Consider the following 15,232-nt stretch of genomic DNA (forward strand, 5'->3'; position numbering starts at 1 on the left):
ACTTAGCGTTTCAATTTGATTTAATTGGTTAATCGTTTACATATACATTACAAGGATTGGATATGTTAAGGAACACCTTAAACATACCTGAATAAGGAGGAATTTTCCATGAATGAACATAAAAAAGAACGAAAAAACAAAGATCTGCAGCCCGGTGTGAATGCAATTATTCAACCTGACCCGGACAATCCCGGACCAACGGACATGATTGAAGAAGCCGTAGGAGAAATCGTAGACAACATCACCCATCCTCACAAAGCCAAAACGAACGAGACACGCAATACAAACAGCAAATAATTTCAGACCATACTTTTGTAAACAGCTTGCGTACAACGCAAAAAGTCCTCCAACCTTTGTCTTAACGGTCGGGGGACTTTAAAATTGTTTTTTCTATGAATGGGGCTGTTCACCATCTGCATTTTAATTTGCGTTTAGATCTGCTTCACCTTATTTTCCTTTTTCATCTGTTGCAATGCCTTGTGAATCCAGATCGCAGCAATTGAGCCTTCACCCATGGCAACCGTAGCTTGTTCCGCGTGCAGACCCAGATCCCCGGCAATCCATACATTAGGGGCAGCCTGCATGCTGCGTGCGTTGGCTTCCACGTGTTTATTTTCCGCAATGACGGCTCCAAGCTGCTCTGCCAGTTCATAATGTACACGATTGCCTCCAAATGCGACAAATCCACGCTCTGACTCATATATCTGTCCATCTTCCGTCAATACACCTGTAATATGGCCATCCTCCATCTGTTGCACTTCTTGAACGGCCGCCTCAAGGTAACGAACTCCTGCCTCTTTCATGCTTCGATGAAGCTCAGCGGAGATTGGCGACTGCTCATGGTTGATGTACAACAATTCATTCGTGCGTTGAATCAAAACCATAGCCATGTTTGCACCGGCTTCGCCTGCACCCAGCAATATCGTGCGCTGGTCCTGAATCTCATATCCATCGCAATCCGGGCACACATATACTGTTCGTCCCAACGTAGGCCTTAATCCCCGAATAGCGGGTATTCTGTCCGTTAGTCCGGTTGCCAGCAAGACTGTTTTTGCCATATATTCAGAGCCGGAAGAGCCGAACAATTGAATCTGTTCTCCCCGGCGTCCTGCCTTAATGATACGGTCTTTCTCAAAAGACACTCCAGTCCGCTCTGCCTGCATTCTGCCTTTGGAGCGCAGCTCTTCACCGGATACTCCATCGGGAAAACCAAGAATATTATGATAGGTTCGGCATAACGTTGATCTGCCTTCTCCGGCGTCCACTACCAACACCCGATGGCAAGAGTAACGCCCCATCTGAATGGCTGCCTGAAGTCCTGCGAGTCCTCCACCTACTATGATGCAATCATACTCTCGCATGCTCCATCTCCCTCCTATGCTTCTATCTACTCATATGTTATTGGACAGTTCACTATCCTTCTATCCATTTACACCATTCAACCAAAATCAAACGTGATCCGTTACAACTTAGCTTTTACCAAAATAAAATAACCCAAACCATCCGTCTGAATAACGGTGCGTTTGGGTCAGTTAAGAAAGGGTTATGATTCCTGAATTCAGAAAATATATGATTCAAATCGTGAAGCATTCGAAATGGCATTCCATACATCTGCCGTCTCTCCACCCATATACCAGTAGGCCAATCCGGCAATATTACGTTCTCCGCTCATCATTACTTTCGCGGATAATGAACGACTGTCCTCTGCCCATATATATCTCGGTGTCCCATTACTGTTGTAGCCAATGACATATTGGACCAGATCTGCATCCCATCGTCTCACGGAACCCGAAGCTCGTGCACGAGTTCCCTGTTCTGCCAAGGTGATGTCCCATGAACTGGCTGCCGGATTAACGGAAGACCAATCCCGTGTATATAAAGGCAGGGCCAGAATGCTTTTGGCGCGAACGACCTCAGCGAGCATCGTGTCCAGAGCCTTTTCAACCCAAGGGAGAGAGGCCACAGACCCTGCTTGCGGATCGCCGTTCCAATGCTCCTCATATCCCATCAGTACCATGTAATCCGATACAGCGCCCAATTGCGCATAATCAAATGCATCCGTCCAGTCTGTCCCCAGATCGGGTGATACGTCCACGGATACAACAGCGCCCAGTGCATGTAGAGCCGTTGTCAGTGAAGTAATAAATGCGGTCATTCCTTCACGATCAGCTGGCAGTACGTTCTCGAAATCCACGTTAATGCCATCCAGTTTATATGTTTTCACATAAGATGCGACCTGTGAGATCACTGACGTCCGGTTGGCTGAGCTCGATAACATCTGGTGGGTAAGGTCCGGGTTCGAACGATTGCCAAGCAACGGCCATACCTGTCGGTCTGTAGCAGATGCCCATGATAATAACGATGTGTCCGTGAGATCCGTGACTTTCATGCTGCTATTCAGGAAGAACCAACGGGGAACCAGCGTATTGGCTTCCGATTGTTCGACCTGTTTCTTGAACTCAGCAGTAGAGGCATTATATTGCCATCCTAGCTGAATACCAAGCTGATCGTGGCCTTTCAGCTGATCTGACCAGGTTTTCTTTTGCAAAATGGCATCCAGCATCACTGCTGCCTCTTCTCTGGTCACTTGGTCATGCGGGCGAAACTTGCCATCACTGCCGCGCATCAAGCCAAGCTGATATACGGTCTGCACATAAGGACGCGCCCAGTCGGAAATCTCCGCTGCATCATCATACGTGGATGAGAGGAGATTCGTTGATTTGGAGGATTGTTTCAGCATCCTTACCAGCAGTGCAGCCGCTTCTTCCCGAGTGATGGAGGCGTTTGGCTGGAACACGCCCTGACTCTTGCCCTCAAGAATGGAAAGATTGGTCATGGCTGCAACGTTCCCGTAATACCAAGCGTTCATGCTGACATCGTTATAGGGATTAATATTGTTTTTAACAGGTTTCAAACCTAGCAGTCTCACAGCAAATGTTGCAAATTCAGCACGTGTGACTGCCTTTTTGGGTTCAAACGTATTCTCAGAGGTTCCGGCAGCAATTCCCGCCTTGACCAGATGTGCAATGGCATCCTTGGCATAACTGGAGGTTGTATCCTTGAATACCTGCTGAGCCGCTGCTGCCTGAGCTGTGGATTCACCGATGGAGATTGATCCTATCGCCAGTACACCGCACAAAACAGCATTGCATAGCTTTTGCCGGATACGTTTGTATATTCTATTATTCACATCAAAAAGCCTCGCTTCATTGGAGTACGATCTACATCATCGTATCAAATTGAAGCGAGGCCGTATGTGGTTAAATATTGGGAAATTCGCTGAACCAGTGTTTCTCAATTTTTTTGTGAATCGAGGTCACATTCGGCTTTGAGCGAAAGTCTTACTTGTGTACTTTTACACGTTGTTCAATCGGTTGGAATTCTTTCTCGCCTGGTGTTGCTGTTGGTTTGCCGAATGGCATTTGAGCGATTAGTCTCCAGTTCTCTGGAATGTTCCATTCCTGTTTGACCTTCTCGTCAATCAACGGGTTATAGTGCTGCAGGGAAGCGCCCAGGCCTTCTTGTTCCAAAGCAGTCCAGATCACCAGTTGCAACATACCGTTGGATTGGTTCGCCCAGATCGGGAAGTTATCGGCATACGCTGCAAAATTTTGTTGAAGCTGCGCGATCACATTGTTGTCTTCGAAGAAGAGTACTGTACCGTATCCACTGCGGAATCCGGCCATTTTCTCAGCTGTAGATTGGAAAGCTTCTGCATTGCCAACCACTTCACGCAAAATTTCTTCTGTGTGGTTCCACAGTTTGTCGTGTTGTTCACCGAGCAATACTACGGCACGAGATGTTTGTGAGTTGAAAGAAGTCGGAGTGTATTTTACCGCTTCTTCCACGATTTCCTGGATTTTAGCATCCGAGATCGTGGATTCCTTGCTGATTCCATAATAAGATCTTCTGTTTTTCAACGCTTCAAAGAAAGATGTAGACATAAATATTCGCCTCCCAAAATGGTATTTCCTAAGTTACCAACATAGTAACTATAATATAGTAACATACATTAGTCAACAAACTAATTTATTCTCACCACAAGTGCTTTTTGTTTATTTTAAACAGCTATTGCATCCATCTGATCACTGCGACTCGCGAAAATCTGCTCGATATTTCTCTTCCGATGACGAATTGCTCTTGGTCTGATCCTTATTCTTCTCTTCCTGCTTCTCCATATTCAGATCTTCCATCGGAATGGGGTCCACCGTCTGCTCTTCTTCATATCGGTCAAGCAAACTTTCCTGCTCTGTTGCATACTGCTCCGGATTGTCATGGGAACGATCCTGATGTGCATCCTTGTTATTTTGATCCGGTGTGCGCTCTTTCATTCGTGATTCCTCCTTCGTTTTCATTTTTCCATTTAACCTTCTTTTACCTTTTCTGTCTGGCTTCTAAACACGGAGCAGTTATGAGATGAATGTAACAGGTACGCCATGTCTGCATCAGGAGGTAAAATAGAAAAAAAGCCAACCAGAACAGACTGGTTGACTTCATCTACTTGTTTTCAGTTCCATTTCATTGATTAATAGGCGAAGCGGTTGAGTCTCCGAGACTTAATTTGGCTTCAAAAATAATGCTCTCATTCTCTTCGGCCAATCTTCCTCGGACCCACACAGCTCCCTCTGTAACTTCTGAACGCTCAACGATCATTTGCTCCTGCATACGAATCTCACGATGATATGATATTTGCAGACGGATCATGCCTGCAGCCAGTTCATCCAGTGTTAATGCATCACAACACACGTCTGCATACCGGGCGTTGTTCATATGACCATTACTGTCTGTGCTGCTGTATTGTACAGTTAAACGATATTGTTCCTGCAAGCTGAGTTCAGAAGGGACCGTGACTTTTGCAGGGGCTTCACCTAAGGATAAATCCGGATATGATTTCACTTCAAAAGGCAGAGCTGATGGTCTGACGACTCTGCGTCTCTTTAGATCGACCAACGCCCAAGCCGTGCGAGCCTCCGCCAGATGTGTTCCCTCTCGATCTGTGAGGATATAATCCCTTAACCAGGTCACACCTTTATTTTCTTTATGCCACGTCTGCAAGGATACTTCTTCTTCCAATCGGGCTGGGCGCATGATCGTGACATCTGTCGTTAATAACATCCAGCCCAATCCCTGATCCAGCATCTGCGATACGGTAACTCCCATACCTGCTAAATCACGGTCTGCTGCCAACTGCATATGCTCCAGTAAAGCAGATGGGCGACATTGTGATCTGTAATCAGCATCGGCTGATCCAATGCGGTAATCAAGCTTGAATGGTTGATCAGATTGCATTCCGTAACCTCCTCAGGCTGTGAAGCATGTAAAATTTTTTATCCGTAAAACAACATTAATCAAACGGTCGCTGTAATCGACTGCGGTAGAGATCCGGTGCACAACCTACACTTTGTTTGAACATACGGCTGAAATGGGATAAACGTTTGAACCCGGCCAATCGGCTGGCCTCTGTCACACTGATATCCGGCTGGAACTGGAATAACAGCTTGGCCTGATTGATGCGGCGGTCATACACATATTTAAATATGGTACTACCCGTCATTTCTTTAAACAATCCTGCCAGATAAGGCTTGGACAGATGAAGCTCATTTGCCAGATCATCCAGACCAATGTCCTCCATGTAATGGGTTTCGACATATCCAATAATATGCTGTACATGCCGCTCCTTCTCGGAAGAGGGAAGGTGGTCCTCAACCCTGCCTCGGCAGATTCCAGCTATAACATACAGCAGGTCACATAAACGAACGTTCATGCGTTCCTCTTTGAAATCACCCGGATTCACCGTAAGCTGATGCAAACTCAGCAGCAGAGATTCGAATTCGGAGCGGATATTGCCTGTCAGATTGATCCGGCAGTTTCTCAGTTCTTCGAACGGCTTCAACACTTCGCTCACCCGGTCCGGGTGCAGACTGCTGCGGATGGCTGAGGGATCGAAGTGCAGCGTCGTTCGCACATACGGTTTCCCCGGCATGGGATGTGGCCGATGAAGAGTCATGCCATGCATCAGGACCAGATCACCCGGTTCAAGGTTGTAGACTCGATCTCCAATCAGATAGGTGCATTCGCCATCATGAAAATAGTACACCTCATATTGCGGATGTGAATGAAATCCGTCCGAGGCTCCAGGGTCGTACGTGCTGGTGGAGCGATAGCTATATTCCAATGGACCACTAAATTGCATTACACTTGGCACGTTCAAGTACCTCCTGTTCTGGAGAGGTTTCTTACCATTTTACCCGTTTCACATCATGTCGGATAGTACTGGACAGACTTTGAAATATAGAAGGCCATGCACATATCCGCTTGTTTGCACGGTACGTGTCATGGCCCTTTGGGAGATTGGGAAAGATAACTTACAGAAGCTGTTCTATACTCGCCTGAATCTCGTCAATCGAATCAACAGGTTCAAAACGTTTAACCACATGCCCTTCGGCATCAATCAGAAATTTCGTGAAGTTCCACTTGATTGCATCACCATGCAACCATTCCGGTGCTTTGTCCGCCACCATCAGCTTCAACAGTTTCGCTTGCACATCTGACTCATCAAAACCTGCAAAAGGTCCCGACTTTTTCAAAAAGTCATACAGCGGATGTGCCGCTTCTCCATTGACATCCATTTTGGAGAACATGGGGAATTTCACGCCATAGTTAATCTGACAAAAGGACTCCGCCTCTTCGCTGCTTCCCGGCTCTTGCTCCGCAAACTGATTACACGGGAAACCAATGATCTGAAGCCCTTGCCCTTTATATCGGTCATAAAGCTTCTGCATGTCGTCGAACTGATGCGTGTACTTACACTTGCTCGCTGTATTCACGATCAGTACAGGTTTTCCTTCGTATTGATAGAGCGGGAAACGCTCTCCACTCGTTTTGGTTACGCTAAAGTCATAGATGGTTGGCATAAGATTGGTGCACCTCACGATGTTATGTAGTTATAAAGACTCATATGAATTTCTATTATATACGAAATAGAAGATTCTGTACCGTAAAAAAAGCCTATAACTGCTGCACGAACAAATCAATCTCATTATCGGGATGTTCAGGTTGATATCGTTCATCCCAAATTTCAAAATTATTCATCTCAACATCCGTTCCAGCACTATCGCAACTCCGTCAGAATCATTCGTATCAGTGATCTCTTTCGAGAGAATCTTCAACTCTTCAATTGCATTACCCATGGCTACCGACCAGCCACATATTTCAAATAACCCGATATCATTAAAATCATCACCGAAAACCATTACATCTTCAACTTTTATTTTCATTGCCTTACATAAAATTCTCAATGCATTTTCTTTGGAGGCTTTGATTGATGAGACTTGAACAAGATTACCACCGTCTGTAACCAAAACATTTAATCTGGATGCAAACTTCTTTCTGAGAAAATCTATATCCTTGAATCCCGTAAAAAGTACTTTTGTTGCAGCAATACCTTTGAGCTCTTCTAATGATTTTATCGATGGGTTTTCTTTAACTCTCATAAGCGTTGTATAATCATATTCTTTTAAACTAATCCATTGATCCTCCACTTCAAGGCTTAAACCCAGTTCATTGTTATTCTTCATGCCATAATTTATTAATTCAGCAGTGATCGCAGGGTCTATGTGTTCATATTGTTGAATACCAGTGTAATTGCAGTGGATATAGGCTCCATTGTAATATATAAAAGAACCGCTACGGAGCAATTCCTCAGGTAAAAGCAACCTTACTGCTCTTGGTGGACGTGCTGTAGCATAGATAAATCTGATCCCTTGTTTAGAGCATGTCACCATTGTCTCATAATTCCGTTTCGAAATTTGTTTATCTGTGTTGAGTAATGTTCCATCCAAATCTAATACTACTATTGGATACTGTATAGAAATCCCCCCCTATGCCACTCAAGTTCACTCTACACTTTCGTTGCGTTATTGAATCGATGTATTCCAAATTCTTTGAAATCCGATGTAAGTATCGCCTCTCTCATTGGGTGCAAATTTGGAGTAAATCTGAGTTCAATTCCTTTCTTAAATAATCTCTCCATTAAACCATCTATACGGTCTATTTGTAGAGGCTTAGTAACCTGATGAGAAATGTAGTATCCCGCCGTTGGATCAAAGTTCAAAAGTCGTGTCATCGAATTGGTACCTGTACAGGGTCTGATTCATAATGCTCGGATACCATGAACTTTCAACCGTAACGATGATATCTGCATCAGAATGCTTGAAAAACTTCTCCCTATTCTCATCACTTAAAGTGTCAGTCTTTTTACAGATGATTCTCGGGCAAGCTCTTGGAAAGTAATATGAATATTCATGCTCTTCATCAATAGCCCACACCACTGCTGGAAATTCAGCTCTGTTTTGTTTCTCTCTTGGAATAAAAACCTGGATATCTGAAACCTCGCTAAAATGATAAAGCATTCAGGCACCTCTCATCATTTAGTGATTCTTAAGCCTCGGAAAGATTCTCTTACATTCCAACATTGCCCCACTTCTCGTCACATAAAACGACAGAAGTCTCGATTTGTCTTTCGGGAACGTTCCAGTATCGAGTTAATAACTGCTTCTTCTCATCCGAAGAAACTAGGGTAAAACCATTTTTCAAATAGAATTTTATAGCCATTCTGCGGAGTCCCAAGTTCCTATTAATATCGGTTTATCGGTGGATGCCACCAGATGAGCCAACAGCTTTGTGCCTATTCCGCTCCCCCGTTGGTGAGTTCTTACATATGCGTGCCTGATTAAAGCAACATCACCTTTATCCTGAATTCCCATAACGCCCCATAATCTATTATTTTCTTCAAAGCCCCAGAATACGACGCCATCATGGATTTCCTGATTCAATTCTTGCAATGGCATATAGGGTTCATGATAGCGATCCTCAGGAATTACACCCTGGTATGCCTTTGCTGCATCATTAATGATCTCAACCATTGCATCTGCGTCCATGCTGTTACACAATCTGATCATGGCATAATCCTCCTGAAGGTTTACATTCTATTAATTGAACTATCGTAATGGATATACCAATTCAATAGGTTCGTTAATCAATTCCTCTTTGAAAATATAATTATGATCTGCTCCCACAACACATAGAATTTTCTTACCCGGATTCGAATGATATGTGTTCTTCACACGTTGAATCATGATCTGATTTCGTACGATCCATCTAAAGTTATTTGCTTTTGGATTAATCTGATCCAACCATTCATATTTCTGTTTGGTCATCGTATCAAACGCATCCGAGTTAAAGGGAATCGATCCAACATCATGTGTATTCATTTGTTTAGCAAACCATTCATCATCGACCTTCTCCAATGCTTTACGCTGCTCTTCTGAGAAACCGTTAAATGGATCAAAATCATTCCAGACATCTAACTCAAACCAGTCAATAGGTACAAACTCTATATTCCGTTCTTCGCATAATGGAAAGATAAGCTCCCAATACTCACTGGCTGGCTCCCCCCAATATCCCTTATCCTGTTTATCCTTGATATACTTCTTCCAACTCTGGGGATGCACTTCACCGCAGATGATATCCGGGTTGAATTCAGTGATCAGATCCTCATACAGGGTAAGTGAACTGTTATATTTCGCTCTTAATTCTTGATTATGAATTGTCCCCAAGATTCCAACGACGGTCATATCATTTCTCCTTTGTAGATGTTATATCATGATTCTGAGATTCCTATGTAAGTCTATAATCTTTTCTTCAGGAAATACTGAATAATTCCTTCCGGGTATTCATCTATCATTCCAAACACTTCATAACCCATCTTCTTGTAAAATTCAGGAGACTGATAAGAAAATGTACTTGTGTGTGAAAGTTTGCAGCCCTCCCGAACAGCAATGCTCTCTGCTTTTGTGATTAATGATTTCCCATACCCATTTTCTCTGTATTCTTCATCAATCCAAAAGTTATCAATATATAAAGTATAACAGTACGTAGCACAGAAGATCCCACCTACGGCTTTGCCTGTCTTATCCCTTAGAAACAAATTGATGCTTTTTCCAGGTTTCTTTAATAGACCATTGGTTTCTCTTAGATTGTATTGATACAGATTGCTACAGACAGCATGGTAATCCTCCTCATGATCTTCCAATACAATGTTCAATTCATCGTTAACAGCAGGGTTATTCATTTTTAACGTCCTCACGATTTCATATTATTTGTCTATGATTACATGTTAACAATGATCACCCTCTTTTTCCAATGATTTCTGAATACCCTTGAGGAATGAAAGCATAAGCAAAAAAGGCCGCCCTGCAGGCAGCCCTTTCCAACCTTATTTACGAACGGAGAGAATGAACTTCTCCAGCAATTCTGTATTGGTAATGCTGTGATTACATCCTTGGTTGTGAACAGGTAATAAACCTTCTTGTGTGTCGATGGTACTCTTTTATTCCGCTGCTTTTGATTGTAATATCTGATCATTCACAAATCCTTGTAAGAAGAAAAGCTCATTGTCATTCGCTGTTCGATTATTGGCTGCTTCAAAACGCTCGATCGCATCTTCTAATGACGTGGATTTCACAGCATCATTGGCTGAGATGAGCTCTCTCCAAAACGTATCCATCTCCTCCACGTCACAGATCGACTCATGACCAAGCAAGAAATGAACGGCATCATATTGCTGAATGTCCTCAATCATAGGCAATAACTTGTCTTGCTTAATATGATATAGCGAATTTGTAGTTGTGTTGTAAGCACTGTCCCCCAGAAAAATGACCTTTTCATCCGGAATATACACAACTGTTGAATCATCCGTATGCGTACTTCGAATGGTTTCCAAAATACACACTTTATTTCCCAAATCCACATGAAGTGATTTTTCAAAAATGATATCCGGGTGGCTTAATTGAAAGGTTTCTCTGTCGGGTATTTCATGTTGTATCGTTTCCATGCATAGTGTGTTCATCTTCTTGGAATCCACATACTCCTGAAGAGAGCGGTCATCATAAGAATAGTTCCGCCAATCATTCATCTTTTGGTTAGTTAGACTATTCATAATAATCGTAGCTCCGTATTCATTCATTCCTAAAAAATGATCCCAATGGGCATGAGTGATGACCACATATTTAACGGGTGGAACGTTTAACTTCTCTATTTCATGTAAGAAATCCCTGGCATGTTGAACCGAATTTCCAGCGTCAACGACGAGGCTGTATTTATCACCGCAAACTAACCCCAATGTCGGTCTTTCTTTATCATTTTGGTTAGATAGATAATAGATGGTTTCACTTAATTGATTTAGCATGTTCATTCTCCTCTATAATAAATTCTTGATCCATAAGAGAGAAAATCTGCATGCTTATTTAAATCAACATTTAGATTTTCTCATTTTATTTGTTTACCAATGGAATCACCTCCCTTGTTTACTCATGGATAGAAAATGTTAATTATATCCAAGCACTAAACGTTAGCTTAACTCATCTGATAAAAATATTCCATTAATTTTTCCTTATATGATAATTTCCACTCATAATTATAGGTAGCTCTAATGCAAAATAATCCCAAACCAAAAGGAGGATACAGGAAACTGTATCCCCCATCCTCCGTACAAGTCCGCCTTATTCTATTCGGCGGTTGGAACCCGCAAGCCCTCAATCAGGATAAACAACGTAAGTGCTTGTCCATAACCCATCGGACTGATCGGTATATCTTTATAAAACTGAGCATCCTGCCCCACAGGTGTACCATAGGACACCTGCTGTACAACACCGTGATCATCAATTTGTTTCAACACCGCTTCAAGCGCACTCAAGCCATTCTGGCGATAGGATTCATCCAGGTATCCATACCGGATTCCCTTGAGAATGCCGTATCCAATCGCTGCTGTTGCCGAGGTTTCTTTGTAAGATGCGGGGTCATCCAGTACGGTGTGCCACATGCCATCCTCACCCTGAAGCTTGCTCAGTGCTCTTACTTGAGCGGTTGCTGTATCCAGCAGATAGGCCTTGAGCCCGTCTTCGATCGGAATGATATTCAGGAAATCCATAACTCCCGCCGTATACCATGCATTGCCCCTTCCCCAATGAACAGCACCATAGTTATGATTTTCATTGAAATCCCAGCCATGATAGAACAATCCGGTTTTCTTGTTGTATAGATATTTGATATGCACAAGGAACTGTCGCTTTGCTTCTTCCACCATGTCCGGTTTCTTGAAGTATACCCCTGCCTTGGCCAAAAATAGCACCGTCATAAACAGGGTATCAATCAGAATTTGACCATCATTGGCGTCTCCCGTGATCATATGCTGAAACGCACCATCTCCGGTTCGCAGCAGTCCATCCATGATCCAATTGCTCCACTCCTCACAGACATGTTCGTACTCCCTGTTTCCGGTCAGCTCGCATAGTGAGATCAAAGTAAGGAGCGGAGCGCAGGTGTTCACATTTTTTTCCGGTAATCCTTCCATCAGCCTTGCATTGTACCATGATTCGAGAAATTCCAGCACTTTGGCATCCTTCGTTGCCTCATGAAGTTGAAGCAAGCCATACAGACCGACACCTTGCGGCCATTCCCATAGATGTATGTCGATTAATCCGATTGGAAACTGTTCATTGATGCTTGTGTTTTTCATAGACTCCATCGCTTGGGATACCTTGCTTATTCTCTCCTGCAGCACCATTTGATTCGGCATGTTGGTTCTCACTCCCTTGGTTTCTTACACACGATTCAGCGCTCCATGTCCAGTAACTTCAGTTGTCCCTTCACTCCATAACCTTCATGTACAATTTCCTTTTCTTGAATATGAAAAGGCTTGTTCATTCCCCATTGAATTGGACCATATACCGGGTCTGCTAGCGTGAGAGTTAAAGCTTGATTATCGAATTCCGGGCTGGCAGAACGAACTTGGTTGATAAAAGCGTCAAACGACCCGAATAGCTGTTCGCTTCCTGCTCTTATAATCCAGGCGTTACGCAAGCCAGGGGAAATAAGTTCGCGCTCTCTTGTCACTCCGTTGCTCTCCATACTCGTCCCGTTGGCCGCATATATGGCTGCATACCCCTTATCCAAACGGGCAAAATGCCAGTTCTCATGCTGTACCCATTCTGTGAAGGAGTGGGTAGGAAAATAAGCATGTGTCCAGTCAGCGGTCTGATCGGCAGGAATATCAAACATCATCAAAGCGATCCCTTCATGCTGAACAACATCGGGCAATATCCCATTCCCGGCCCAGAAGCAAGGCCGACCATCCCCATGCTTGTATATTTCTGCCGGATGATTCACCCAAATCTGCGCCTCAGGTGACAGAGATAAATGCTGAACGTGCTCCTGATAACCTGGCTTGCCTGGACGAAAGCGAATGATTGATGATAAGGAGTATTCATTTGTCCGAAAGTGATAGAGCTTGGCGTAACCTCCCTTGCCCTGCTGATTGGCGAACACCAATTGCTGATTTTCCCCAAGCAGCAGATGCTCCTGATATGCTGCTGGAGGACTGTAATCCGATATACTCAAGGCAACATTACTGATTGAATAATTGTTTACATTGCCAACGCCATAAGCGATCCAGCACATGGAAGTCGTTCCCGCTGCATAACTACCCAGCAGTTCCTTCTCATAGCTGCGCCCAAACGTTGTGGACACGACACCTTGATGCATCTGAACGGTAATATAATAGAATAACAGGTCCATTGCCTTTTTGGCTTGCTGCCTGAGCTGTTCATTATGGGCAAATTCATAGATATGCAGCAGCCCAACCGCATCAATCGGAATGTATGCACTTGAATTCCATTCTGCCAATCCTTCATCCAAAAAGCGCTCGAACCATAATGCAAGCCTCTGCTCTGCTTTTTGGCGATGTACTTCACCGGATTCACCACTGTTGCTGAATGTTTCATCCCCAAACAACTGTCCGGCTAACAGCTCATTGGTGTGGAACAACAAGGCATGGTTCTCACTGAAGAACCACATCACATCATCGCCAGGTTCATCAATCCAATATCGATAGCCCAGAATACTTGCTTTTACCCGATCCCAGAACAATTCACTGAACAGACCGCTATTTCGCTCATCTCTCCAAAGACGGAACAGTCCCACCAGATAGAAGTCACTGCAATCCTTCCGTTGTTCAATCCCTTCCACACCTTCAAGCAGCATGTTCTCTGCTTCTTGCACATTGCCATTTGTTTTTAACATGGCGATAGCCGTATGAATGTTAGGACTGCCCTTCTCAGCAATACATTGCAGAGCCAGAGATTTGCGTGCTTCAATATCCGCAGTTTGCTGAGCAGCCTCATCATAACTGGTATCGTAGGATTGACAGCCGAACTTCTTCGTCAATGCTACGTTTGAAACTGAAATCGTCAGCGTGAAGTATACGTAATGATGACCAATTTCATTGGTATGTGCCAGAACCAGTTCCGTTTCCTTCTCAGCTATGTGTATTGTCTTGTTTTCGGTGCCATCAAAAAAATTGCCATACTGGATATCAATCTCTCTAACGATGTCCGGTAAGGGAAGCGGCAGCTTGAGCTTAATCTGCTCACCTCTGAAGAGATCCGAAGGAAAATAAGCCTGTTCGAGGGCTTGCTCTGCGGATTTTACAGACTCGGCCAAATGAGGAGCAATAGGCAGGGAAATCACCAATTCCTCGTCTCCCAGATATTCCACCGAAAAAGCATACATGGTATCCCGCTCAGCCAGATCCTCCCAGCAGGCATAGATTTCATTGATTCCGGCTACAAGTTCAGCTTTAATAACGATTTCCTGCTCCTTGTTACGCATGAGTGGCGCAAAATCCGTTACCATTTCCCCATTCATCCACAACGTCAGACTGCCATAGGTCTTAATTCGCAAAGAGGCGGTATGAGCAGTCGGAGAAATTAGTCTTGTCGCCGCGTAACTGCGCAGATGTGTCGGTACAAACCAGAATCCTGATTTCTCCACCCGTGGATTATTCCAAGGAGAATACAGTGCCCAAGGCATTCCGTTCTCTTCTCCAACAAAGTCGTCTCCCGGGCTAGGAAACTCGCTCCATTGATCAAAAAATCGGTTCACAGGCTGCGTTCTCCTATGTTCTACAAATTCCTTTCTGCATGGATTCTCATGAATAGCAAAACCATCGATAAGCCAATCATTAATATCTCCCTCCATCGTTGTGGGAACAAAGGCAACAGGCTTCGTATATATACCGCTGATCATCCAATGATTAATGACCTGATTGTGACCTAATTTCATAGGTTTATAATTCAAGGTATCCATCTCACTCCGGGTGGTATCTGACATTCAA

15 protein-coding genes and 1 pseudogene are annotated in these 15,232 nt (G+C 43.9%); 1 reads left to right on the forward strand and 15 read right to left on the reverse strand.

Features of this window, described 5'->3' with window-relative positions; genetic code table 11:
- Positions 1–108 precede the first annotated feature (108 nt).
- Positions 109–297, forward strand: coding sequence for a hypothetical protein (locus HW560_RS25870; protein WP_179265096.1), 189 nt, complete (start codon positions 109–111; stop codon positions 295–297).
- Between the two features lie 134 nt (positions 298–431).
- Here the strand turns inward: HW560_RS25870 and HW560_RS25875 are convergent, their stop codons facing one another.
- The 15 genes and pseudogenes from HW560_RS25875 to HW560_RS25945 all read right to left on the reverse strand — a co-directional run bounded on the left by HW560_RS25875 (position 432) and on the right by HW560_RS25945 (position 15,228).
- Positions 432–1,361 carry an NAD(P)/FAD-dependent oxidoreductase gene (locus tag HW560_RS25875; protein ID WP_109999979.1) on the reverse strand — a complete coding sequence of 310 codons (930 nt, stop codon included), beginning with the start codon at positions 1,359–1,361 and terminating at the stop codon, positions 432–434.
- A 197-nt stretch (positions 1,362–1,558) separates the two neighbouring features.
- Positions 1,559–3,190 (reverse strand): S-layer homology domain-containing protein, encoded by a 1,632-nt coding sequence (locus HW560_RS25880; protein WP_257031438.1) that lies wholly within the window; start codon positions 3,188–3,190, stop codon positions 1,559–1,561.
- A 151-nt stretch (positions 3,191–3,341) separates the two neighbouring features.
- A complete protein-coding gene (locus HW560_RS25885; protein WP_090896498.1) occupies positions 3,342–3,944 on the reverse strand; it encodes a nitroreductase family protein in 603 nt (200 codons plus the stop codon).
- Between the two features lie 141 nt (positions 3,945–4,085).
- Positions 4,086–4,331, reverse strand: a complete 246-nt coding sequence (locus HW560_RS25890) for a hypothetical protein (protein ID WP_090896495.1) — start codon at positions 4,329–4,331, stop codon at positions 4,086–4,088.
- 187 nt (positions 4,332–4,518) lie between these two features.
- Positions 4,519–5,289 (reverse strand): acyl-[acyl-carrier-protein] thioesterase, encoded by a 771-nt coding sequence (locus tag HW560_RS25895; RefSeq protein WP_090896489.1) that lies wholly within the window; start codon positions 5,287–5,289, stop codon positions 4,519–4,521.
- 55 nt (positions 5,290–5,344) lie between these two features.
- On the reverse strand, positions 5,345–6,205 hold the full coding sequence (locus HW560_RS25900) for an AraC family transcriptional regulator (protein ID WP_090896487.1): 861 nt from the start codon (positions 6,203–6,205) through the stop codon (positions 5,345–5,347).
- 160 nt (positions 6,206–6,365) lie between these two features.
- Entirely contained in the window at positions 6,366–6,914 is a 549-nt protein-coding gene (locus HW560_RS25905) for a glutathione peroxidase (RefSeq protein ID WP_090896485.1), read from the reverse strand.
- A gap of 174 nt (positions 6,915–7,088) precedes the next feature.
- Positions 7,089–7,874, reverse strand: coding sequence for an HAD family hydrolase (locus tag HW560_RS25910; RefSeq protein ID WP_090896482.1), 786 nt, complete (start codon positions 7,872–7,874; stop codon positions 7,089–7,091).
- Between the two features lie 26 nt (positions 7,875–7,900).
- Positions 7,901–8,411, reverse strand: a pseudogene (locus tag HW560_RS34510) (DUF6886 family protein).
- Positions 8,412–8,603: 192 nt separating this feature from the next.
- Entirely contained in the window at positions 8,604–8,960 is a 357-nt protein-coding gene (locus HW560_RS25920; protein ID WP_257031439.1) for a GNAT family N-acetyltransferase, read from the reverse strand.
- Positions 8,961–8,999: 39 nt separating this feature from the next.
- Positions 9,000–9,635: a hypothetical protein gene (locus HW560_RS25925; protein ID WP_179265097.1), complete on the reverse strand. Its 636-nt coding sequence runs from the start codon at positions 9,633–9,635 to the stop codon at positions 9,000–9,002.
- 53 nt (positions 9,636–9,688) lie between these two features.
- Positions 9,689–10,132 carry a GNAT family N-acetyltransferase gene (locus HW560_RS25930; protein WP_179265098.1) on the reverse strand — a complete coding sequence of 148 codons (444 nt, stop codon included), beginning with the start codon at positions 10,130–10,132 and terminating at the stop codon, positions 9,689–9,691.
- Between the two features lie 258 nt (positions 10,133–10,390).
- Entirely contained in the window at positions 10,391–11,248 is an 858-nt protein-coding gene (locus tag HW560_RS25935; RefSeq protein WP_179265099.1) for an MBL fold metallo-hydrolase, read from the reverse strand.
- Between the two features lie 318 nt (positions 11,249–11,566).
- Entirely contained in the window at positions 11,567–12,637 is a 1,071-nt protein-coding gene (locus tag HW560_RS25940) for a beta-galactosidase BglB (RefSeq protein WP_090896468.1), read from the reverse strand.
- A gap of 35 nt (positions 12,638–12,672) precedes the next feature.
- On the reverse strand, positions 12,673–15,228 hold the full coding sequence (locus HW560_RS25945; protein ID WP_179265100.1) for a hypothetical protein: 2,556 nt from the start codon (positions 15,226–15,228) through the stop codon (positions 12,673–12,675).
- Positions 15,229–15,232 lie beyond the last annotated feature (4 nt).

This window comes from Paenibacillus sp. E222 (genome assembly GCF_013401555.1).
In the GTDB taxonomy this organism is placed as follows: domain Bacteria; phylum Bacillota; class Bacilli; order Paenibacillales; family Paenibacillaceae; genus Paenibacillus.

What these genes read in the sequence shown, in the direction of transcription:
- HW560_RS25870 (WP_179265096.1), top strand. Translation starts at nt 109, where the DNA reads ATGAATGAACATAAAAAAGAACGAAAAAACAAAGATCTGCAGCCCGGT.
- HW560_RS25875 (WP_109999979.1), bottom strand. Translation starts at nt 1,361, where the DNA reads ATGCGAGAGTATGATTGCATCATAGTAGGTGGAGGACTCGCAGGACTT.
- HW560_RS25930 (WP_179265098.1), bottom strand. Translation starts at nt 10,132, where the DNA reads ATGAATAACCCTGCTGTTAACGATGAATTGAACATTGTATTGGAAGAT.
- HW560_RS25895 (WP_090896489.1), bottom strand. Translation starts at nt 5,289, where the DNA reads ATGCAATCTGATCAACCATTCAAGCTTGATTACCGCATTGGATCAGCC.
- HW560_RS25945 (WP_179265100.1), bottom strand. Translation starts at nt 15,228, where the DNA reads ATGTCAGATACCACCCGGAGTGAGATGGATACCTTGAATTATAAACCT.
- HW560_RS25890 (WP_090896495.1), bottom strand. Translation starts at nt 4,331, where the DNA reads ATGAAAGAGCGCACACCGGATCAAAATAACAAGGATGCACATCAGGAT.
- HW560_RS25935 (WP_179265099.1), bottom strand. Translation starts at nt 11,248, where the DNA reads ATGCTAAATCAATTAAGTGAAACCATCTATTATCTATCTAACCAAAAT.
- HW560_RS25885 (WP_090896498.1), bottom strand. Translation starts at nt 3,944, where the DNA reads ATGTCTACATCTTTCTTTGAAGCGTTGAAAAACAGAAGATCTTATTAT.
- HW560_RS25925 (WP_179265097.1), bottom strand. Translation starts at nt 9,635, where the DNA reads ATGACCGTCGTTGGAATCTTGGGGACAATTCATAATCAAGAATTAAGA.
- HW560_RS25920 (WP_257031439.1), bottom strand. Translation starts at nt 8,960, where the DNA reads ATGATCAGATTGTGTAACAGCATGGACGCAGATGCAATGGTTGAGATC.
- HW560_RS25940 (WP_090896468.1), bottom strand. Translation starts at nt 12,637, where the DNA reads ATGCCGAATCAAATGGTGCTGCAGGAGAGAATAAGCAAGGTATCCCAA.
- HW560_RS25905 (WP_090896485.1), bottom strand. Translation starts at nt 6,914, where the DNA reads ATGCCAACCATCTATGACTTTAGCGTAACCAAAACGAGTGGAGAGCGT.